General features: G+C 45.4%; 19 protein-coding genes, 2 tRNA genes and 1 riboswitch. Of the genes, 5 read left to right on the top strand and 16 right to left on the bottom strand.

Going from position 1 to position 19,438, the window contains the following annotated elements; genetic code table 11:
• Positions 1-15: 15 nt before the first annotated feature.
• Both CS948_RS01030 and CS948_RS01025 read left to right on the top strand, forming a co-directional pair.
• A complete protein-coding gene (locus CS948_RS01030) occupies positions 16-636 on the top strand; it encodes a fasciclin domain-containing protein (RefSeq protein WP_099289891.1) in 621 nt (206 codons plus the stop codon).
• A 33-nt stretch (positions 637-669) separates the two neighbouring features.
• Entirely contained in the window at positions 670-1,080 is a 411-nt protein-coding gene (locus CS948_RS01025) for a hypothetical protein (protein ID WP_255301821.1), read from the top strand.
• Positions 1,081-1,255: 175 nt separating this feature from the next.
• Here the strand turns inward: CS948_RS01025 and CS948_RS01020 are convergent.
• The 7 genes from CS948_RS01020 to CS948_RS00990 form a co-directional block, all read right to left on the bottom strand.
• Positions 1,256-1,329 (bottom strand) — tRNA-Pro (locus CS948_RS01020).
• A gap of 18 nt (positions 1,330-1,347) precedes the next feature.
• A tRNA-Ser gene (locus CS948_RS01015) sits at positions 1,348-1,438 on the bottom strand.
• A 117-nt stretch (positions 1,439-1,555) separates the two neighbouring features.
• The gene (locus CS948_RS01010) at positions 1,556-2,014 is read right to left on the bottom strand and encodes a hypothetical protein (RefSeq protein ID WP_099289890.1); all 459 of its coding nucleotides are present in this window, start codon (positions 2,012-2,014) and stop codon (positions 1,556-1,558) included.
• A 22-nt stretch (positions 2,015-2,036) separates the two neighbouring features.
• On the bottom strand, positions 2,037-2,420 hold the full coding sequence (locus CS948_RS01005; protein WP_141560853.1) for a hypothetical protein: 384 nt from the start codon (positions 2,418-2,420) through the stop codon (positions 2,037-2,039).
• A 22-nt stretch (positions 2,421-2,442) separates the two neighbouring features.
• A complete protein-coding gene (locus CS948_RS01000) occupies positions 2,443-3,012 on the bottom strand; it encodes an RNA polymerase sigma factor (RefSeq protein ID WP_099289888.1) in 570 nt (189 codons plus the stop codon).
• A 71-nt stretch (positions 3,013-3,083) separates the two neighbouring features.
• A complete protein-coding gene (locus CS948_RS00995; RefSeq protein WP_099289887.1) occupies positions 3,084-4,088 on the bottom strand; it encodes a glycosyltransferase family 2 protein in 1,005 nt (334 codons plus the stop codon).
• Between the two features lie 56 nt (positions 4,089-4,144).
• On the bottom strand, positions 4,145-5,011 hold the full coding sequence (locus tag CS948_RS00990; RefSeq protein WP_099289886.1) for a lysophospholipid acyltransferase family protein: 867 nt from the start codon (positions 5,009-5,011) through the stop codon (positions 4,145-4,147).
• A 145-nt stretch (positions 5,012-5,156) separates the two neighbouring features.
• On the opposite strand from CS948_RS00990, the gene CS948_RS00985 reads away from it, so the two are divergent.
• The 3 genes from CS948_RS00985 to yidC all read left to right on the top strand — a co-directional run bounded on the left by CS948_RS00985 (position 5,157) and on the right by yidC (position 10,751).
• Complete coding sequence (locus CS948_RS00985; RefSeq protein ID WP_099289885.1) at positions 5,157-7,016, top strand: DUF349 domain-containing protein; 1,860 nt, start codon at positions 5,157-5,159, stop codon at positions 7,014-7,016.
• Between the two features lie 188 nt (positions 7,017-7,204).
• On the top strand, positions 7,205-8,803 hold the full coding sequence (locus CS948_RS00980; RefSeq protein ID WP_099289884.1) for a CTP synthase: 1,599 nt from the start codon (positions 7,205-7,207) through the stop codon (positions 8,801-8,803).
• Positions 8,804-8,906: 103 nt separating this feature from the next.
• Entirely contained in the window at positions 8,907-10,751 is a 1,845-nt protein-coding gene (yidC, locus tag CS948_RS00975; RefSeq protein ID WP_099289883.1) for a membrane protein insertase YidC, read from the top strand.
• A 336-nt stretch (positions 10,752-11,087) separates the two neighbouring features.
• Here the strand turns inward: yidC and ribE are convergent, their stop codons facing one another.
• From ribE to CS948_RS00930, 9 genes are all read right to left on the bottom strand, one after another.
• Positions 11,088-11,549: a 6,7-dimethyl-8-ribityllumazine synthase gene (ribE, locus tag CS948_RS00970; protein WP_099289882.1), complete on the bottom strand. Its 462-nt coding sequence runs from the start codon at positions 11,547-11,549 to the stop codon at positions 11,088-11,090.
• A gap of 12 nt (positions 11,550-11,561) precedes the next feature.
• Positions 11,562-12,815, bottom strand: a complete 1,254-nt coding sequence (locus CS948_RS00965; protein WP_099289881.1) for a bifunctional 3,4-dihydroxy-2-butanone-4-phosphate synthase/GTP cyclohydrolase II — start codon at positions 12,813-12,815, stop codon at positions 11,562-11,564.
• A gap of 31 nt (positions 12,816-12,846) precedes the next feature.
• The gene (locus CS948_RS00960) at positions 12,847-13,494 is read right to left on the bottom strand and encodes a riboflavin synthase (protein ID WP_099289880.1); all 648 of its coding nucleotides are present in this window, start codon (positions 13,492-13,494) and stop codon (positions 12,847-12,849) included.
• Positions 13,495-13,575: 81 nt separating this feature from the next.
• Positions 13,576-14,682, bottom strand: a complete 1,107-nt coding sequence (ribD, locus tag CS948_RS00955) for a bifunctional diaminohydroxyphosphoribosylaminopyrimidine deaminase/5-amino-6-(5-phosphoribosylamino)uracil reductase RibD (RefSeq protein ID WP_099289879.1) — start codon at positions 14,680-14,682, stop codon at positions 13,576-13,578.
• 93 nt (positions 14,683-14,775) lie between these two features.
• Positions 14,776-14,897, bottom strand: a riboswitch (FMN riboswitch).
• A gap of 57 nt (positions 14,898-14,954) precedes the next feature.
• Positions 14,955-15,875: an Rpn family recombination-promoting nuclease/putative transposase gene (locus CS948_RS00950; RefSeq protein ID WP_099289878.1), complete on the bottom strand. Its 921-nt coding sequence runs from the start codon at positions 15,873-15,875 to the stop codon at positions 14,955-14,957.
• Positions 15,876-15,955: 80 nt separating this feature from the next.
• Positions 15,956-17,278 (bottom strand): hypothetical protein, encoded by a 1,323-nt coding sequence (locus CS948_RS00945; protein WP_099289877.1) that lies wholly within the window; start codon positions 17,276-17,278, stop codon positions 15,956-15,958.
• Complete coding sequence (locus CS948_RS00940) at positions 17,244-17,933, bottom strand: ATP-binding cassette domain-containing protein (RefSeq protein ID WP_099290043.1); 690 nt, start codon at positions 17,931-17,933, stop codon at positions 17,244-17,246. The genes CS948_RS00945 and CS948_RS00940 overlap by 35 nt, the downstream gene beginning before the upstream one ends.
• Positions 17,933-18,262, bottom strand: a complete 330-nt coding sequence (locus CS948_RS00935; RefSeq protein WP_099289876.1) for a hypothetical protein — start codon at positions 18,260-18,262, stop codon at positions 17,933-17,935. Before CS948_RS00935 ends, CS948_RS00940 begins: the two co-directional genes overlap by 1 nt.
• Positions 18,262-19,002, bottom strand: coding sequence for a DUF169 domain-containing protein (locus CS948_RS00930; RefSeq protein ID WP_099289875.1), 741 nt, complete (start codon positions 19,000-19,002; stop codon positions 18,262-18,264). The genes CS948_RS00935 and CS948_RS00930 overlap by 1 nt, the downstream gene beginning before the upstream one ends.
• Positions 19,003-19,438 lie beyond the last annotated feature (436 nt).

The raw sequence follows: 19,438 nt of genomic DNA, 5'->3' as shown, positions 1-19,438 counted from the left end.
TAAAATATTGGAATTATGAAAGGATATATATTTTTAATCGGTTTGTTTGGTATTCTTTGCTCGTGCGAGGATTATTACCACGATTCGGGTTTGGCGAACGGGAAGCACGATTGCACGATGTGGGAGTATTTCAAGAGCCAGCCGGGAGATTGGGATTCCACGATGATATTGATAGAACACGCCGGGCTGAAAGACGTGTTCGACGGGACGAACCCCGGGTATAAAGAGATCACGTTTTTCGGGGTGACGAATTTATCTATCGAACAGTTTCTCGTGAAAACGATAGATGATGATTGGGAACCTGTCTATAACCGGGTAAAGGATATTCCGGCTGACTTGTGCCGGGAGATGCTTTTATCCCATGTTATCGCGGGAAAGATGATGAAATCCGAATGTGCTCACGAGGTGAAAGGGACGCTCACGGGCGGAACAATGACAAAAACTTTATCGGGTGTCGAACTACGTGTTTACCGGACGAAATCGGGGTACGGCGGTATTCCCGACATCGGGGCGGAAGGATTAAGAATACACGCTCCCGTTAGCGGGAACATGGCCTCGATCGCCTCCGCCGATATTGAAGTGACGAACGGGGTGGTACACGCGTTGGACTATACCTATCAACTCACGCGACTGTAACAATTGAAAATGCAAAATGTAAAATTGAAAATTATGAGAGGGATATTTACAAGTATTATCGGACTGCTGTTGATCGTGACGGGATGTCAGGATATAACAGTCGGGTATTTGGAAACACGGGACGCGGTGTACGCGCCGGACAGTATGATCGTGAAAGCGGTGTTAGACCCGGAGATTGACGCGAGGCAAATAGAGTTTCAAATCCCGTGGCAAAGTACATCCATAGAGGGGATTCTGGGAACCGCCCCTATCAAGTATTCGATCAAGAATATAACCGGAGAGCACCCGGAAGCGACAAGTCAGTTCTCGATGCAGGGAGCGGGGATTATAAAATTGCCTTACGATCACACCGTGCCGCCGGGACGATACGTGATAAATATCCGTATCGAGAACGAGGGGTACACGGTTGAACTGGATTCCATGTACACGGTAATCGTGAAATAAAGCAAAATTGCTTTAACGCTGTAAAGTTAATTTCCGAACGTTTCCTTGTGCGAAGGAAACGTTCGGAACACACAATTTGAGAAATATTATCTCATCGGTTGACGGGAACCACCCATTTCGCCCAAAAATCAAGGCAATAAAAAAACAGCTACTTTCGTAACTGTCTGATTCTCCGTCGGGGTGACAGGATTCGAACCTGCGACCCTCTGCTCCCAAAGCAGATGCGCTACCGGACTGCGCTACGCCCCGAAGCACCTCTAAAATTTGTGGCGGAGAGAGGGGGATTCGAACCCCCGGTACAGTAATCCCGTACGACAGTTTAGCAAACTGTTGGTTTCAGCCACTCACCCATCTCTCCAATAGCGCTGACAAAAGTAGTGCTTTTTATCGTTCTTGCAAGCTTTTAAGGTCTTTTTTTTCTATTTTTTTCAGATAACACGGCTAATAAACTAAATCTCAATACCTCCGAAATACATTATCTGGGGGCAGGAACGGGTTTATTCTCCATTTTTTTCCATAACTGGTGACGGAATTTCTGTTCTGCCTCGAACATCAGCCACACTTTTTTAGCGGGCAACACTTTCAACAGCCTATCCGTGTATTCCTTCTTGATATTCCATGCCGCCTGCTCCGCGTCCAAAACGGTTTTCAGATTCTTTTTCGCTTGTTCCTCCGTCGTTACCGGGGCTGTCTTTTCTTTTTTACAGGTCAACGCACGTATCTTATCGTTTTCAACCCGCATTTTCTGTTGCATCTCGTTATAGAGAGGCCAGAACACGACAGCCTCCTCCGGTGTCAATTCCATTTCTTGGGTAAAGAACGCTATTTTTTGGGCTTCAAACTCTTTGCGTTTCTCGTCGCTCAATTTACCCGATTGAGCGAACAACGAGAGCGAAAGTCCAACCATCAATATAATTAATCCAGCTTTTTTCATATATGATACCTTCTTTACATTTTTACCTGCGTTCAGCATACAAGAAATCCGCCACATCGGACTCCTGTGACAAATACTCGATAATCTCTTCGCGGGACGGGTCGAAATCCGTATCGAATATATACTCGTCCTCTTCTTGTGCGGCCGACGCTTTCTGTTCCGTTTTCTTTGCCAACATTTCATTATCATCTACTAAACGAGGCAATAAAAATTGCACGAAAAGCATCGCGAACACGAATAATCCCGCCAATCCCAAATAAGGCTTCAACATCTGCAAAGCCCCCGCACGTTTGGGTTTCCCGTTTTCCTTCACCCGTTCCATCACTCGCTCCTCCAAGGAGTCGAAGTAACCGTCAGGTACGGAGAACGGGTTCTTTGATCTGTATTTCTCGTCTAAATTATCCATAATCATCCCTTTACATTCATTATTAATCAAACGTGGGCAAAGTATCCGAAATCTTCAAGCACTCCTCGATCTTCTTCACCGCATTATGATACGTCGCCTTGAGAGTCCCTACCGCCACATTCAATACTTCCGCGATATCCTCGTATTTCATATCATCAAAATACTTCATGTTGAAAACCAACCGTTGGCGCTCCGGTAACTTCAGCACGGCTTTTTGCAACTCGCGCTGAATAGAGTCCCCGCAGAAAAAGGTATCACTCTCCAACTGATTCTCCAGCATGGGCGTAATCTCCTGCGAATTCCCGTAAGTCTTCCGACGCTTCTCGTTCAAGAAGTTAATCGCTTCGTTCGTTGCCACGCGGTACATCCACGTGAACAATTTCGCTTCGTAGCGAAACTCCTTCAGACCTCTCCATATCTTGATAAATGTATTTTGCAATACATCATCGCTATCATCATGGTCGATAACGATCTTCCGGATATGCCAATAGAGCCGCTCGCCGTATTTAGCCACCAGCGCGCGGAATGCTTTATCCTCACCGTTACCCGAGTGAAAAAGCTTTACTATATCTTCATCGCTCATTTCCTTCATTCTAACTCCTAAGTTTTAAAAGCCTTCTACACTAAGACAAGGTTTTATGTCAAAGGTTTATTCCCACACCTCTAAAATTTCAAATCCGAGAATTTCTTTTTCCCGCACAAGAAATAATCCAGAACAATACTACGGGGATACATTTCGGCAAACGGCTTCATGCCTGCCGGGATCGGGTATCTTTTCCTCAACTTCCGGAATGCCTTGTACGCTTGCATGATCGAACGAGTGTTGGCAAACTCTCCTTTCATCAGAAAAAGAGCCCCTGCCATACAATCCAACAGCAAACGCACGAAAAACACTTTCTGCCGGGAAGCCCCCCCGAGGTTCTTGTGCAACATCAACAGATTATTGCGATAATTCAAAAACAACTTCCGGGGATGATTCATGGGCAAGGAGCCTCCACCCAAATGATACACCACGGAAGAAGGTACTACCTTTAATATATACCCGCTATTTTTCAATCGCCAACAAAGATCGATTTCCTCCATGTGGGCAAAGAAAGCCTCGTCCAACCCGCCAGCCTCCAGATATCGCTCCCGCCGGATACACAACGCCGCCCCGGTTGCCCAAAACACTTCCCGCTCATCATCATACTGTCCGGTATCGACCTCCGTGCAATCCATCACGCGGCCGCGGCAAAAGGGAAAGCCGAGATAGTCGATAAAACCGCCACTCGCCCCGGCATACTCGAATTTATCTTTCTCCCGGTAAGCCAATATTTTGGGTTGCACGGCAACAACACGCGGATCACGATCCAAAGCATCAACCAACGGTTCCAGCCATCCCGGTGCAACCTCCACGTCACTATTCAACAACACCGCGTACTCTGCCTCGATCATCTCCAACGCCCGGTTATACCCTCCCGCGAAACCGAAATTATCTTCAAACAACACCCGTTCCACACTCGCAAACTCCCGTTCCAAACACCCCCACGAATCGTCAGAAGAATGATTGTCTACCACGATCACCCTTCCCAATTCCGGATTGGTATTCCGAATCACCGAAGGCAGGAATTTCCTCAACAACTTCTCCCCGTTCCAATTCAATATAATGACAGCAACACGCTTATACATTTTAGATTTTAGATTTTAGATTTCTAATTTTCCCCCGCACACTCTATTCTCGAGTCTTAAACTTTCTTATGTTTCCATCGCTTGTGCGACCACAGCCAATACTGCGGCTCCTCGCGGATAAATGACTCCAGTAACCGGGTATGCATCTCGGTCAATACCCCCGGTTCCAACCCGGCAGGATTAGCACAAACATCAATAAACTCCACCTCGTAATAACCACGCTTTACTTTACGCATACGCACGGAAACAACAGGAAAATTGTACTTTCTCGCGATTCGTTCCGTCCCCAGTAAAACAGGAGTATCTTGATTCAAAAAGCGAGTCCAGAAATTAAGATTGTGAACATTGGGTGTCTGATCCCCGATAAATCCGGCTAAAAACAACTTTTTTTCCGAACGATAACGGACAATCACCCGCAAGGTATCATCCTTGGCAACCAACACGGCACCAAACTTCGAGCGAATCGCTTTCATCATCCGGTCGGTCACCTTACTCCGGATAGGCTTATATAAAGCCAAAAAGTCGGCATCGTTCTCCCAAAGACTGTACGAAGACATCCATTCCCAATTGCCGTAATGCCCCAGCACGCCGATCACGCTCCTTCCCTCGTCAAAATATTTCTGCGGCAACTCCGTGTTTCGAAAAACACAGCGTTTCCGTATCGCGGCCTCGGACATATGCCACAATTTATACAGTTCGACCGACAGATCTGCCATATGCTTATAATACTTCCTCTCTATTGCCACAATCTCCTTCAAACTCTTTTCCGGAAAAGAGTTACAGAGGTTCGTACGCACCACTTCCCGGCGGTAACGGGACACGTAATATAGCAGGACATAATTTATGTCCGCGATAATATACAGCACCCGAAACGGCAAAAAGCTGATCAACCAAACAAGACCATATAATATATATGAAAACATAATCGCTAATAATAAATGTCAAAGATACATGTTTACGATAGAATTCCAAAAAGAAGTCTTCTCCGTTTTTTTAGTTAATATAAATTGGCAGTGTCAGAATAAATCATTATTTTCGTCAGTTGAATGCGTAAAAACAGGAATAGCTATGGAGCAAGAAAACTTACAACAAGCCGAGGAGTTGCAAAATAACGAGCAGCTTTCTTCGGACACTTTAAATGACGAAACACAAAACGAAGTTTCAGTTCAGGGTCAACCTACACCTATCGAGAAAACCCCCGAAAAAGAAGTTCCGGTATGGGATTTCTCCAGTTTTAACACGGATGAGATCATCTCTCACATGAAAGCTCTGATCGACGACTTTCCCGTGCAACGCTTGAAGGTACTGGACAGCCTGCCGCAAGTTTTCGAAGCACAATACCAGAAAGAATACGACAAAGCTCTCGCCGAGTACACGAAAGACGGAAGTCCGGCGGAAACATTCGATTATCAAGACAATTCCAAGGAGCGTTTTTATAGCGTGTACAGAACCTACCGCGAAAAGAAAACGGAATTTTATAAAAAACTGGAAGAGGAAAAAGAACAAAACTTAAAAGATAAACTCCAGATCATAGAGGAACTCAAAGATTTGATCCAACACGAGGAATCGTTGAATAAAACTTATCAGGATTTCAAAAACCTGCAAGACAGGTGGCGTAATACCGGTATGGTTCCGCAAGCACAAGCAAACAACCTGCTGGAAACATACCACCACCACGTGGAGAACTTCTTCAACTACGTCAAGATCAATAAAGAATTGCGTGATTTGGATCTGAAGAAAAACCTCGACGCCAAAAATACATTGATCGAACAGGCTACCGCCTTACTCGAAGATAACAATGTCGGCAACGCCTTCCGCCAATTGCAATCGCTCCATGCACAATGGAAAGAGATTGGCCCGGTTGCCAAAGAACATCAAGAAGAGGCGTGGAATCGATTCAAAGAAGTGACCGACAAGATCAATGACGCGTATCATAAATTCTTCGACACCCTCCGGGAAGAACAAGAAAACAATTTAAAATTAAAAGAAGAGATTTGCCGGAAACTCGAAGAATACGCCGCCTTGAACATCGAAAAGATCTCGGATTGGAACACGGCAGCAGACGGAGTACTCGCCCTTCAAGAAGAATGGAAACACGCGGGCACCATTCCTATCAAAGAACGTAATCGCCTTTACAAGCGATACCGGGCAGCGTGCGACGCGTTCTTTAACAAGAAACGCCAATACTTCCAAGAAATTCAAAATATGCAAAGCCAGAATCTGGCAAAGAAAATAGCTCTTTGTGAAAAAGTAGAGGCTATAAAAGAAAGTACTGATTGGCGACCGACTACATCCAAGATTATTGAATATCAACGGGAATGGAAGACAATCGGACCCGTACCAAAAAAGGTTTCCAATAAAATATGGAATCGCTTCCGTTCCGCTTGTGACTATTTCTTTGACAGAAAATCCGAATTGACAAAGAACTTGAATGCCGATCAAGTGAAGAATCTGGAACTCAAGAAAGCCTTGATTGAAGAGGTGCGCAACTTCCAACTGACAGGCAACACAGACGAAGATATCGAAACTTTGAAAGCATTCCAAACCCGTTGGGCTGAAATCGGATTCGTACCTATCAAAGAGAAAGACGCGGTTCAAACAGAATTCCGCAAACTGATTAACGCACATTTTGATCTACTTGACATTGACGAATTCGATAAAAACATCGAACGCTTCAAATCCAAGATCAACACGTTCGACAACAGCGACGACAAGGTAAGCAAGATCATCCAAGAAAGGGAAAAACTGGTAAACAAGATCAAGCAACTGGAAACAGACCTGCACGCTTGGGAGAACAATATCGGGTTCTTCTCCAAGTCCAACAAATCGGAAGGTTTAATCCGGGAATTTACCGCCAAGATCGAAAACGCCCGCCACAAACTAAGTCTGATGCAAGAAAAGCTAAAACTTATCGACGGCATGATCTAAGAAAGATAAAAAAGAGGGGCACACAGTTGCCCCTCTTTTTATGTTTGTATCATATTTTTTCTTACTTTTGTCGTTAAGTTTCGACATACTTGATCATTTTGCTTGTTATTCAGCAGAATAACAAACAGTTCAAGTATTTTCAAGTCGTTGGATGTAGAATATAGAAACAATTATAAAATATTTATATCGTGTCAACAAAATATGTATTCGTTACAGGTGGAGTTGCCTCATCTTTGGGGAAAGGAATCATTGCTTCCTCGCTAGCCAAACTCCTCCAGTCAAGAGGTTATAAAGTCGCAAACCAAAAACTGGACCCGTATATTAATGTAGATCCCGGAACCTTGAATCCCTATGAACACGGAGAATGTTACGTGACCAATGACGGTGCGGAAACCGATTTGGATTTGGGACATTACGAAAGGTTCACGAACATCCCCACTTCACAGGCCAACAATATCACGACCGGACGCATATACCAGAACGTGATTACCAAAGAACGCCGCGGAGATTATCTGGGAAAAACCGTACAAATCATTCCGCATATCACGGATGAGATCAAACGAAATATAAAACTTCTCGGCAGCCAAGGTGACTACGATTTCGTTATCACCGAGATCGGGGGAACCGTGGGCGACATCGAATCGCTGCCGTTCATCGAAGCCGTTCGCCAGTTACGCTGGGAGCTCGGGGAGAAATCCGTGTTCATCCATTTGACCTTGGTTCCTTATCTCACCGCATCGGGAGAATTGAAAACCAAACCCACGCAACATTCCGTGAAAGCCCTTTTGGAAAACGGGGTACAACCGGATATCATCGTGTTGCGCACGGAACATGAACTGGGTTCCGACATCCGGAGAAAAGTAGCCTTATTCTGTAATGTAGACCCGAAAGCTGTCATTCAATCCATCGACGTCGACACCATTTACAAGGTGCCCATCAAAATGCGGGAAGAGAAACTCGACGAGATAGTACTATCCCAACTGGGATTACCTTTAAAACACGAGCCGGATTTGGAATCATGGGAGCGTTTCTTGTACAAATTCAAAAACTACAACCGCAAAATAAACATTGCCCTCGTGGGTAAGTACGTGGAATTACACGATGCGTACAAATCTATCGTGGAATCATTCATCCATGCCGGTGCAGCCAACGACTGCAAAGTGAATATCAAATGGGTGCACAGTGCCCATGATATCCATGTAGACAATATCTGCGAACTCTTCAAGGACGTTGACGGCATTTTGGTTGCTCCCGGTTTCGGGCAACGCGGCATAGAAGGCAAACTGCTGGCTATCGAATACGCCCGCACCAATAACATCCCGTTCCTCGGTATCTGCCTCGGAATGCAAATGGCTGTTATCGAATACGCTCGCAACGTGATGCACCTTGAAGGAGCCGATTCTACGGAAATGGCACCCAAAACCAAATATCCCGTGATAGACCTCATGGAATCGCAAAAAGAAGTAACCGACAAGGGAGGTACCATGCGTCTGGGAGCCTACAAGTGCGTGTTAAAAGAAGGTTCCAAGGCCATGGAAGCATACGGCTCGAAAGAGATTGAAGAAAGACATCGCCACCGCTACGAATTTAATGGAGAATACACCGACCAATTCGAAGCAGCCGGAATGATCACGACAGGGGTAAACCCGGAAACAGGGTTGACCGAAATCGTGGAAATCCCCACGCACAAATGGTTCGTGGGAACTCAATTCCACCCGGAATACAAGAGTACGGTAACCAACCCGCATCCCTTGTTCGTGGCATTTGTAAAAGCGTGTTTATCATGATATTCCGTGATTGCCGATTCAATGATTCCCAGATTACAAGAATCACAGAATCGGCAATCAATAAATCACAGAATCAATAAATCATAAAATTTAAAATCAGTATATGGATAGAAATACAATAACCGGTTTAGTCGTTATCGCATTAATGCTAATCGGCTACTCTTATTTCATGAGCCCATCGAAAGAGGAATTGCGGCAAATACACCGCCGTGACTCCATAGCGAGAGTGGAGGCTCAAAGAGCCGCCGCGCTGGAGAAACAGAGAGAAGCTGATTTCGCTTCACAACAGGAGGCAACGGCTCAAACCGCTACAAGTGTCTTCACGCAAGACTCTTCGGCTGTCGAGGAACAATACACGCTGGAAAATGACAAAATCAAATTGCATATCAACACCAAAGGCGGACGGATTGACTACGTGGACTTGAAAGACTACCGTACCCACGACTCACTCCCGCTTGTATTGTGGAAAGAAAACAAGAGTGCCTTGGGAATGAATTTCTATGCCAGAAATAAACAGATCAACACCGAAGACTTGATCTTTGTTCCCAGTACGAACCAGAAAAACCTAATCGCCGCAAATTCCGAGCAAGTGCTCACCATGCGTGCATACGTGGAAGAAAACAAATACCTCGAATTTGAGTACAGGCTGGCACCCGACTCCTACATGGTCGATTTCAATATCAACACCTATAACCTTAACGACGTCATTGCCGCCAACACGAATTTCCTGACCCTTTACTGGAAAGTGGATATGCCGCAATTGGAAAAGAGCCGTGATTTCGAAAGTCGCTACACGGGAGTCTACTATAACTTCTCGAACAACGACGTGGAACACTTGTCACTTACCGGCGACGAGAAGACCGATCTGGCAACGAGCGTGAAATGGATTGCATTCAAACAACAATTCTTCTCCTCGGTACTTATCGCCAAAGAATCGTTTCCAAACGCCGACGTTTCCAACACAACAAACAATACCCCGGGCTACTTGAAGAACGCCGAGGCTGAAATATCTCTCCCTTACACGGGAAAAGCTATCGAGAAATACGATATGCAATTCTTCTTCGGACCGAACTCCTACCCGATACTAAGAGAATACGGAAAAGACATAGAACTTCCCCAACTAATCAACCTCGGGTGGAAATGGATTGCTTGGTTTAACCGTTACGTGGTAATTCCGATTTTCAACTTCTTGGAATCAAACGTGACTCTGAACTACGGTTTAATCATCTTCCTGTTGACGTTGATTATCAAATTAGTACTCTTCCCCTTGACCTATAAATCCTATATGTCACAGGCGAAAATGCGGGTACTCAAACCGCAGATTGACGAAATCAACAAGAAAATCCCTGCCGACAAAGCCATGGAACGCCAGCAGGCAGTCATGAAACTGTATAAAAAGGCGGGAGTCAACCCCATGGGCGGTTGTTTGCCGATGCTATTACAAATGCCGATCTTGATCGCCCTCTTCTACTTCTTCCCCGGTGCCATCGAATTGCGCCAGAAGAGTTTCTTGTGGGCTACCGACCTCGCGTCATACGACTCTATCGCCACGCTGCCGTTCAACATCCCGTTCTACGGCAACCATGTCAGCTTATTCTGTTTGTTAATGACAATCACGAACATCCTGTACATGTGGTATAACAGTAAGAACCAACCGCAAAACGACCAAATGAAAGGTATGCAGACCATGATGTATATCATGCCTATCATGTTCCTGTTCATCTTCAACAGCTACTCGTCCGGTTTGAGTTACTACTACTTCATCGCCACGTTGATCACCATCGTGCAAACTTGGGCTATCCGTAAATTCGTCAACGACGAGAAACTATTGAAACAAATAGAACTCGCCAAAACGAAACCTGTGAAGAAATCCAAGTTCCAACAAAGACTGGAAGATATGCAACGTATGCAAGAACAACGCATGAAACAAATGCCGAAAAAGAAATAACGTTCAAAAGAACTCGATTAGGGGCTGTATCAAAAATTCTGATGCAGCCCCTTTGTTTTATTGTACCAATTCCTACCGAGAATCCATTGTAATCCTACCCAAATAATACCGTAATCATACCCTGTCTCCGGTTGTCCTCCGTTTATTCCCCGGACATCCTATTATCTCCCATATAGAAACCCCGGGTATTCGCCGCAGCAAACACAGCACCACGTACTGATTACCCTAGTTCCTCAGTAGGATTACGATAGGTCTTCAGTAGATATAGGAAATATACCTTTAAAAAAAAACGCCACTCGTGAGAGCGACGTTTTTCTTCACTTATCATTTATTGTCTTAAATCTGCTTCAACAAATCAATCATCTCGATTGCCGTGGTTACAGCCTCGAAACCTTTGTTTCCGGCTTTCGTTCCGGCTCTCTCAACGGCTTGTTCAATCGTGTCGGTAGTCAAAACACCGAAAACAATCGGTACCCCGGTTTGTAAACCCACGTTAGCAATACCTTTGGTAGCCTCGTTAGCGACCATGTCGAAGTGAGGAGTTGCACCGCGAATCACGGCACCCAAACAAATCACGGCATCGTACTTCTTTGTTTCTGCCATTTTCTTGGCAACCAACGGAATCTCGAATGCACCGGGAACCCAAGCCAAATCAATATTCGACTCGTCACCGCCATGACGCTTGAAAGCATCTACTGCCCCACCCAACAATTTGCTGGTGATAAATTCATTAAAACGTCCCGCAACGATACCGATGCGCTGTCCTTCTGCTAATAATTTTCCTTCGAGTAAATTCATCGTTTCCTATATTTATTTATTTTTCAATTCTTCTTTCAATCTCTCTACCTCTTCGCGTTCACGCACATGAAGCATGTGTCCCATTTTCTTGTACTTCGTGTACATGTAGAACTCGTTTTTCTCGTTACACGTCATCTCTATCGGTTCACGTCCCACGATTTCAATCCCGTATCCTGTCAGCCCGTTAATTTTCAACGGGTTATTGGTCATTAATACCATTTTCTTCACGCCAAGATCAGCGAGAATCTCTGCCCCGGTGCCGTATTCCCGTAAATCGGCTTTAAAACCGAGTGCCAGATTCGCGTCCACCGTATCCATGCCCTCGTCCTGCAAGTGGTAAGCCTTCAGCTTATTAATCAACCCGATACCGCGACCTTCCTGACGCATATACAATAACACGCCACGCCCTCTCTCGCCTATCCGGCGCATCGCCTCGGCAAGCTGGTCGCCACAATCACAACGCAAGGAACCGAACACATCGCCCGTTAGACATTCCGAATGCACCCGACACAAAACAGGTTCGCCATCCGTCACGTCACCTTTCACCAACGCCACGTGATGCTCCCCGTTAATCTTATTCACGTACCCGTACGCTTTGAAGAAACCGTACTTCGTGGGCATATCCGCCTCTGTCACCCGTTCCACGAGCATCTCCGTCTGCCGACGATAAGTAATCAAATCCGACACGGTAATCATCTTCATCCCGTGTGCTTTAGCGAATTCCATCAATTCCGGGGTACGCATCATCGTCCCATCCTCCCGCATGATCTCGCAGCACAACCCACACTCTTTCAACCCGGCAATCCGCATCAAATCCACCGTGGCCTCCGTGTGTCCCATACGCTCCAACACACCGCCTTTCTTCGCCTCCAACGGGAACATATGTCCCGGACGACGAAAATCCGCCGGCTTGGCATCATCCTCTACCGCCTTCATTGCCGTAACCGAACGCTCCAACGCGGAAATACCCGTGGTTGTATCCACGTGGTCGATTGACACGGTGAAAGCCGTACAATGATTATCCGTATTCGTGGTCACCATTTGTTCCAAGCCTAACTTTGTCGTCAAAGCCTTGCTCATCGGCATACAAATTAAACCTTTAGCGTATGATGCCATAAAATTCACGTTCTCCAACGTGGCAAACTCCGCGGCACAAATCAAATCCCCCTCGTTCTCACGATCCGGATCATCCACCGCGATAATCATTTTCCCGGCTCTCAAATCGGCTATCGCCTCTTCAATCGTACTAAACTTGAAATCTTCCATATCTTTGTTTTAAATTCTATATTTTAAATTCTCAAAACCCGTTCGCCAACAAAAAATCCAACGTCAATCCACCCTTAGGCTCCGCGGGAGATGCCGGACGCATTAACTTCTCCACGTATTTGGCAATCACGTCATTCTCCAAGTTCACGTTATCCCCGACCTGTTTCTTTACCAAGGTCGTTTCATCCCGCGTGTGAGGAATAACAGAAACGGTAAATACGCTATCCGATACCGACACCACGGTCAGACTAATCCCGTCAATCGTGATAGACCCCTTCTCCACGATATACCGCAACAATTCGCCAGAGGTCGCAATCGTCACCCGTATCGCATTTTCATCCTTCTCTCGCCCCACGATCTTTCCCATCCCGTCCACGTGTCCCGAAACAATATGCCCCCCCAATCGACCGTTCAAACTCAACGCTCTTTCCAGATTCACGGGACTACCCGCGCGTAACTCTCCGAGATTACTGCGCTGCATCGTTTCCGGCATCACATCCGCGCAAAAACTTCCGCTATCAAAAGAAATCACCGTCAGGCAAACCCCGTTCGTGGCAATGCTATCACCCACTTTCAAATCCTCCAACACCTTTTTCGCCTTCACCTCCAGCACCACACTCCGGTTTCCCCGCTTGATACCTTTTATTGTTCCTATTTCTTCTATTATTCCTGTAAACATACTAATTTTAGATTTATGATTTTAGATTTTAGATTTCCCCACTCAAATCCCCCGCTTTTAAATCACCAAATCTATTATCTTTTAATTTTTAACTTTTAGCTTCACGAGTATATCCTGTCCCAAACACAACACATCTGTTCTTTCTAAAGTGACGGCATCTGCCATTTTTTCAATACCGACACCTTCCACCGGGGTTTTGGCTTTTTCGCCTCCCACTATCTTCGGGGCGATAAAAGAGTAGACTTCATCCGTGAAACCACCGGCAAGAAAGCTGTAGTTCAAACCTCCACCGCCTTCCAACAAAATGGAATCCACCCCCATTTGTCCTAGTAAGAAAAGCAAGTTATCCACGTCTACCAATCCTTCTTTCTCCTCGCAAAGCAAAGTTTCAACACCCGCTTGCTTCAACGCTTCCAAACGTTCCTCCGCAGCAAAGCGGGTATGAGCCACAATCGTATGATATTTACCCGCGGTCTTCACAATTTGGCTATCCAATCCCAAACGGGCATTGCTATCCACGATAACCCGTATCGGCTGACGCACTCCCCGCCCTTCTATCCGGCAGTTTAATAACGGATCATCCGCCACGGCAGTACCGATACCAATCATTACCGCCATCAGACGATGACGCAACTCGTGCACGTAAGCCCGTGCTTCCGTACCGGTGATCCATCTCGAATCGCCCGACCACGTGGCTATCTTTCCGTCCAACGTCATCGCCGTCTTCAATATTACCCACGGACGCCGTGTCGCTATATACTTCAAAAATATCTTGTTTTGCTCCCGTATCGCTTCTTCTTCAACCCCACAAACCACTTCTATCCCCGCTTCTCTCAATAAAGACAATCCTTTTCCCGCCACCAACGGGTTCGGGTCAGGCATCCCGACAAATACCCGTTCAATTCCGTGTTCGATAATCGCCTCCGTGCAAGGCGGAGTTTTCCCGTAATGGCAACACGGCTCCAAAGTCACGTACATCGTCGCACCCCGGGCATCTTCCGTACAATTTTTCAACGCATTCCGTTCCGCGTGCCACTCCCCGTAACGCTCGTGCCAACCTTCACCTATCACTCGTCCCCCCTTCACGATCACGGCTCCCACCATCGGGTTGGGATTCACGAATCCCGCTCCCTGTTCGGCAAGTTCTATCGCCCGCCTCATGTACTCGATATCTTTCTGTTTTACCATACGTGTTACTCCTTTCCAAAAACAAAATACCCCGAATGTAATACATTCGGGGCATAGATTTATATTGTACTAATATAATATCAATTACAATCAACATCTCTTCTATCATCCGGACTTTAACCGTCGGTTCCAGAATTTCACTGAATCAGTCCCTCGAAAGGGAGTCGCGGACTATAACCGCCGGTAGGGAGTTGCACCCTGCCCCGAAGAAACATTTCACGAACGCAAAAATAGTAAATATTTTCACGAATACAAACAAACAAGAAATAGATTTATAACTTATCTATTTCTTCAATAGACAAACCCGTACTTTTCATTATTGTTTCAACCGGCAAGCCCATCTGCTTCAAGCTTCTGGCGACCTCTATTTTTCCTTCTACCAACCCTTCTGCTCTTCCTTCTACTAACCCTTCCGCCCTTCCTTCTGCTAACCCCTCTGCTTTCCCTTCTACCAACCCTTCCAACTTAGCAGTACCCAGAACATCATTCTGGATCATAATGGCATCGATATGGCGATCATAAGCTTCACGCTCTGCCACATCCATATTATAATACACCAACTTCTGACGAGCCTCTTTCAATCCGGGAGCTTGTGTATCCGGACTAATATGACCGCTCTTGAGATATTCCACCCACTCCTCAAGCGGAGTTACCGCAACCTTATTAAACTCATTTACGCGAATCAAGAAATACTCCGGAAATATCTCGGAGGGGAGCCTACGTACGATAGCGCCCTTTTCTTTCATGGTTACCTGCAACAAATCCCCCGTGTGAACCCCCGTGAAAGTATTCTGACCGTGATACAAATAATCATCCCCCTTACCAATATCAAAATAAAGTATACTGATAGAATACACTTTTTTCACCTCCGAGTAAAGATGTCCCAACTCGATATGCTCGGTAATCGCTTTTGCAACCCCATAAAGTATCCGCTCAAGATAATATAATTCGCGGGTAATTTGAATCTCTACAATGATAATCTCATCCTCGCTATCCTTAGCTTTAATGTCCACGCGGTTAAACTTATCTTCCTCGTTTTGCTGGTTACTCTCGCTCTCGAGAATATCTATAATATGGATTTCTTTCCCCAACAACACGGTGAGAAAGCCTTCCAATACCCCGAAATTCGCCTTGTTCCTCAATAGCCGTTTGGCTGCCCAATCGAAACGAATATATTTATTTCTATCGTCCATACAATAGGATGTTTAGTATACTTCTACAAAGTTACGACTTTTTTCGACAAAGCGGGTATCAAATATAAATTGCTTTTCTCTCACGACGGATTCCTCGTCAACTCCTCTATTAAAGCTACCACCCTCTCCTTTCTCAAAATATACATCCCGATACGTTCGTCAGAAACACCTTCCCGCAAACGATACCTGTAGCGAGGTTCTCCGGTTTCCATATTGATCTCGAAAAACCGGAAGTCCACCGAAGACTCTCGTTTTAACGCCTCCGCCACCTCCACAATATGCGATGAAATAACAAATACTCCCTGTTTCAACCGTGCCAGTCCGTCCACCACCACGAACGAAGCATCGTAAGCATCCTTCACGTTAGTGCCCCGGAATAATTCATCAAACACAACCACCACGTCCCCCACTTCACGCACTCGTTCCACTACGTACTTCACCCGCGCCACCTCATTATAATAATGGCTATACCCCAATGACAAATTATCAGACAAATTAATCGTCGTGAACAATCCACGGAACACGGAAACTTCCATTCTTCGCGCGGGAACCGGGAAACCACAATGCGCCAAATACACCGCCACCCCGAAAGCCTTCATGTAAGTCGATTTCCCCGCCATATTCGGTCCTGTCAAAAAACACAAGTGATGCTTATCATCCACCCGCACGTCATTCCTCACCGGATCAGGCAAAAAAAGATGAAACAAACCTTCTATTTCAATCTTTCTTCTCTCCTCGACAAAAACCGGAAAAACAAAACCATGCTCCAGTGCCACCTGACCTATTGTCCTCAAAGCCTCCAACATATAAAGCGTATCCAACACCGTCCGTACGGCATCCGCTTCTTTTCCCCTGAAATAAAGGTCTAACTTCTCCCTCGACCAAAAAGTATCCTTTTTCCGGTTTGCCAGATAGCGCATACCGGGACGAGAGAGCACCTTAGCCACTTGCTCTTTCAATTCCCGCATGATCTTCGGTACCCGAACCGCAGGTACATCATCCATAAAAACAGCCAACTCGTGAATCAACCGCCCCAGATAGGACACCGCACGCTGACGCACGTAGTGATCGTTATCCGGATTCACCCATCCCGCCACGGCACGTTTCATCAAATGAAGCACGTCCCGTTTAGGCACCTCCTTCTGCTGCAAATATATCTCGATAAAACTCAATTCATCCCGCCGTATTTCCAAGAAGAAAGGCAACCGCTGCAAATAAACGATAGCCTCCACCCGTTCCCGAATACGCTCCGCGTCAGCCAACGGATTCTCGAATAACTTTTTCATGTACGCCCGTCCCCCATCCGAGCGGGCATAATCGAAATAGGAAAAGACACTTTTTCCCTCTCTCGCGGCGAATAACTCAAGGTCATTCAATGTCTGCTCGTCTGTCTTGAATTCCATCTGACTCTTTTATATATTGCAATAATTCCAAATCCGTACGCTCGTTTACTTTCCAAGTCTTGCCACCCCGCAAGACGAACAACTCGTCGCTAACCTCCATCACGTCCTCGAAATAATGATCGGTAATCAGTATACCTTTCGTCGCTTTTTCCCGGTGAATAATTTCTTTCATTTTCTGCACGTGCAACGGCATCAAAAAAGAAAAAGGCTCATCCAGCAAACAAAACTTCGTTTCGGAAGTCAATATCAAATACGCCTCGATTATTCTCCGTTCTCCCGAGGAAAACGCCTTTATCCGTTTCCGGTAAACTTGCTCAAACTCCGGGAAGTCCGTTACAAACCGTTCAAAATCCACGCCAAAATCACCAAACACCCGCTTCACGGATAAACCGGAAGGAATAAAATCGTGCTGGGGTAAATAACGCATATCTTCCGGTCGCCTCTCGCTTGTCAACAAAACCTTTCCGTCAATCCCCACGTATTGATCCTGCAATTTCAATTCCCCGTACACGGCTTTCATCAAACAGGTCTTGCCGCAACCGTTCCGTCCTAACAAACCGAGTACTTTTCCCGTTTCGCAACGCAAAAACACGTCCCACAGTACACGTTTAAAACCATACTCCAAACGGAGATTACTTATATCAAGTCTATGCATCACCTTATATAATAACCGACAAACAAAGCCGCCACGTATGTCAAGAAGTCAAACGACAAAGTCGTTCCCCACAACCACCGGACAGACACCCCCACGTTCTTGTAATAATAGAAGATTTTCCACACTTTCCGTTTCATGGCAAAATAGAAAAACACCATAGTCGCCACCTTGAACCAAAACGTGGCGACTATAATTACCCCGATGACGGCAGGTGCTTTCATGCTATACGCGTACATGATTCCCCCGCAAGAGCAAGATACCGCCAACGCAGGAGTCATGTACATTCTACAAAAAGAGATACACGCCCTCAAAGTACACCCCGTCCCCATCAAATTCGCTTTTGTATCACCTTCCACGTGTCAGTTACCAGAAAACACTCCTCCATCTGGTCGATCATTTCCATGAATTTCGTGATAGGCACGCCAAACGATATTAAATTATTCGTGATACATTTTCTCGCCGACGGGTCAAACATCCCGATTACGGCTCTTCGCGTCCCCTCCAGTTGTTCCCGGTAAGGATAATAAATAATAGAGGTACATCCCGCTCCAAAAGGAGAGATCACCGGTTCTTGCTTGGTACTGTCAAAGTTGGCTAGAGTAAAAAGACCGGACAGTACATCAGGTGTCGCAAAGAAAAATACCGCTTCCGGTTCATCCTGTTCCGTCAAATGATCCCAACGCTTGAATACCAGACAATCACCTTTCCTCGGCAACACCGGTATAGTTTTCATTAACGCGTTCACTTGTTCCAGTGTACGTTTATAGCGCTCACAATGAGGCTCGTTCTCCCCGTGTGACAAAAAATACTCGAACCCTTCACGCATCCCGTCACTAAATCCCAAGTAATATTTTCCCCCTCCGCAACCGACCGAATCCGGCAGGAAACAAAGTGGCTCACCTTTTCTTACCCGTCCGAGTTGAGCAATAATACAAGTATGTCCCACGGCTTTTTTTACGATAGTCGCATTATTATTCTCTTTCGAATAATAAAAGGCGACAGGAAGTTCCGCATCATTGAAATATTTCTTCCAGAGTGCGGTAAAACGATCTCGTTTAACTATGTCCATGACCCATTATTTTTAGTATCAAACAAATATATATTATTTGTTTGTTAAAAACAAGCCCTATGCCCAAAATGATAAGAAGGACAGACCGGAAAAGCAAAACAAAAGTTAAATAATAAGTATTTTTATTTTATCACATTTATAGTTCATTAGTATCATCTCCTATTCAATTCCCATTCATCTCCCATTCAAAGCCTATTACAATAGTTGAAAAATAGAAATTAAATAGTAATTATTTAAAATTTAATACTTGAAAACTACTTGATAAAATCATGATTAATAACAATAGGATAACTAAAATCGATAGAAATTTTTCTCAAACACGAGCCAAATAACTACACGAGAATATAGCTGTTATCGCGACTAAAAATAAAAAGGAGGTGTGTCAGAACACACCTCTAGTCTATAAAGTTCATAAAGTCGAGCCTCCGGCTCTTAA

This window comes from Butyricimonas sp. Marseille-P3923 (assembly GCF_900184685.1).
Taxonomy (GTDB): Bacteria; Bacteroidota; Bacteroidia; order Bacteroidales; family Marinifilaceae; genus Butyricimonas; species Butyricimonas muris.
This window is presented reverse-complemented; position numbering and strand designations above follow the sequence as displayed.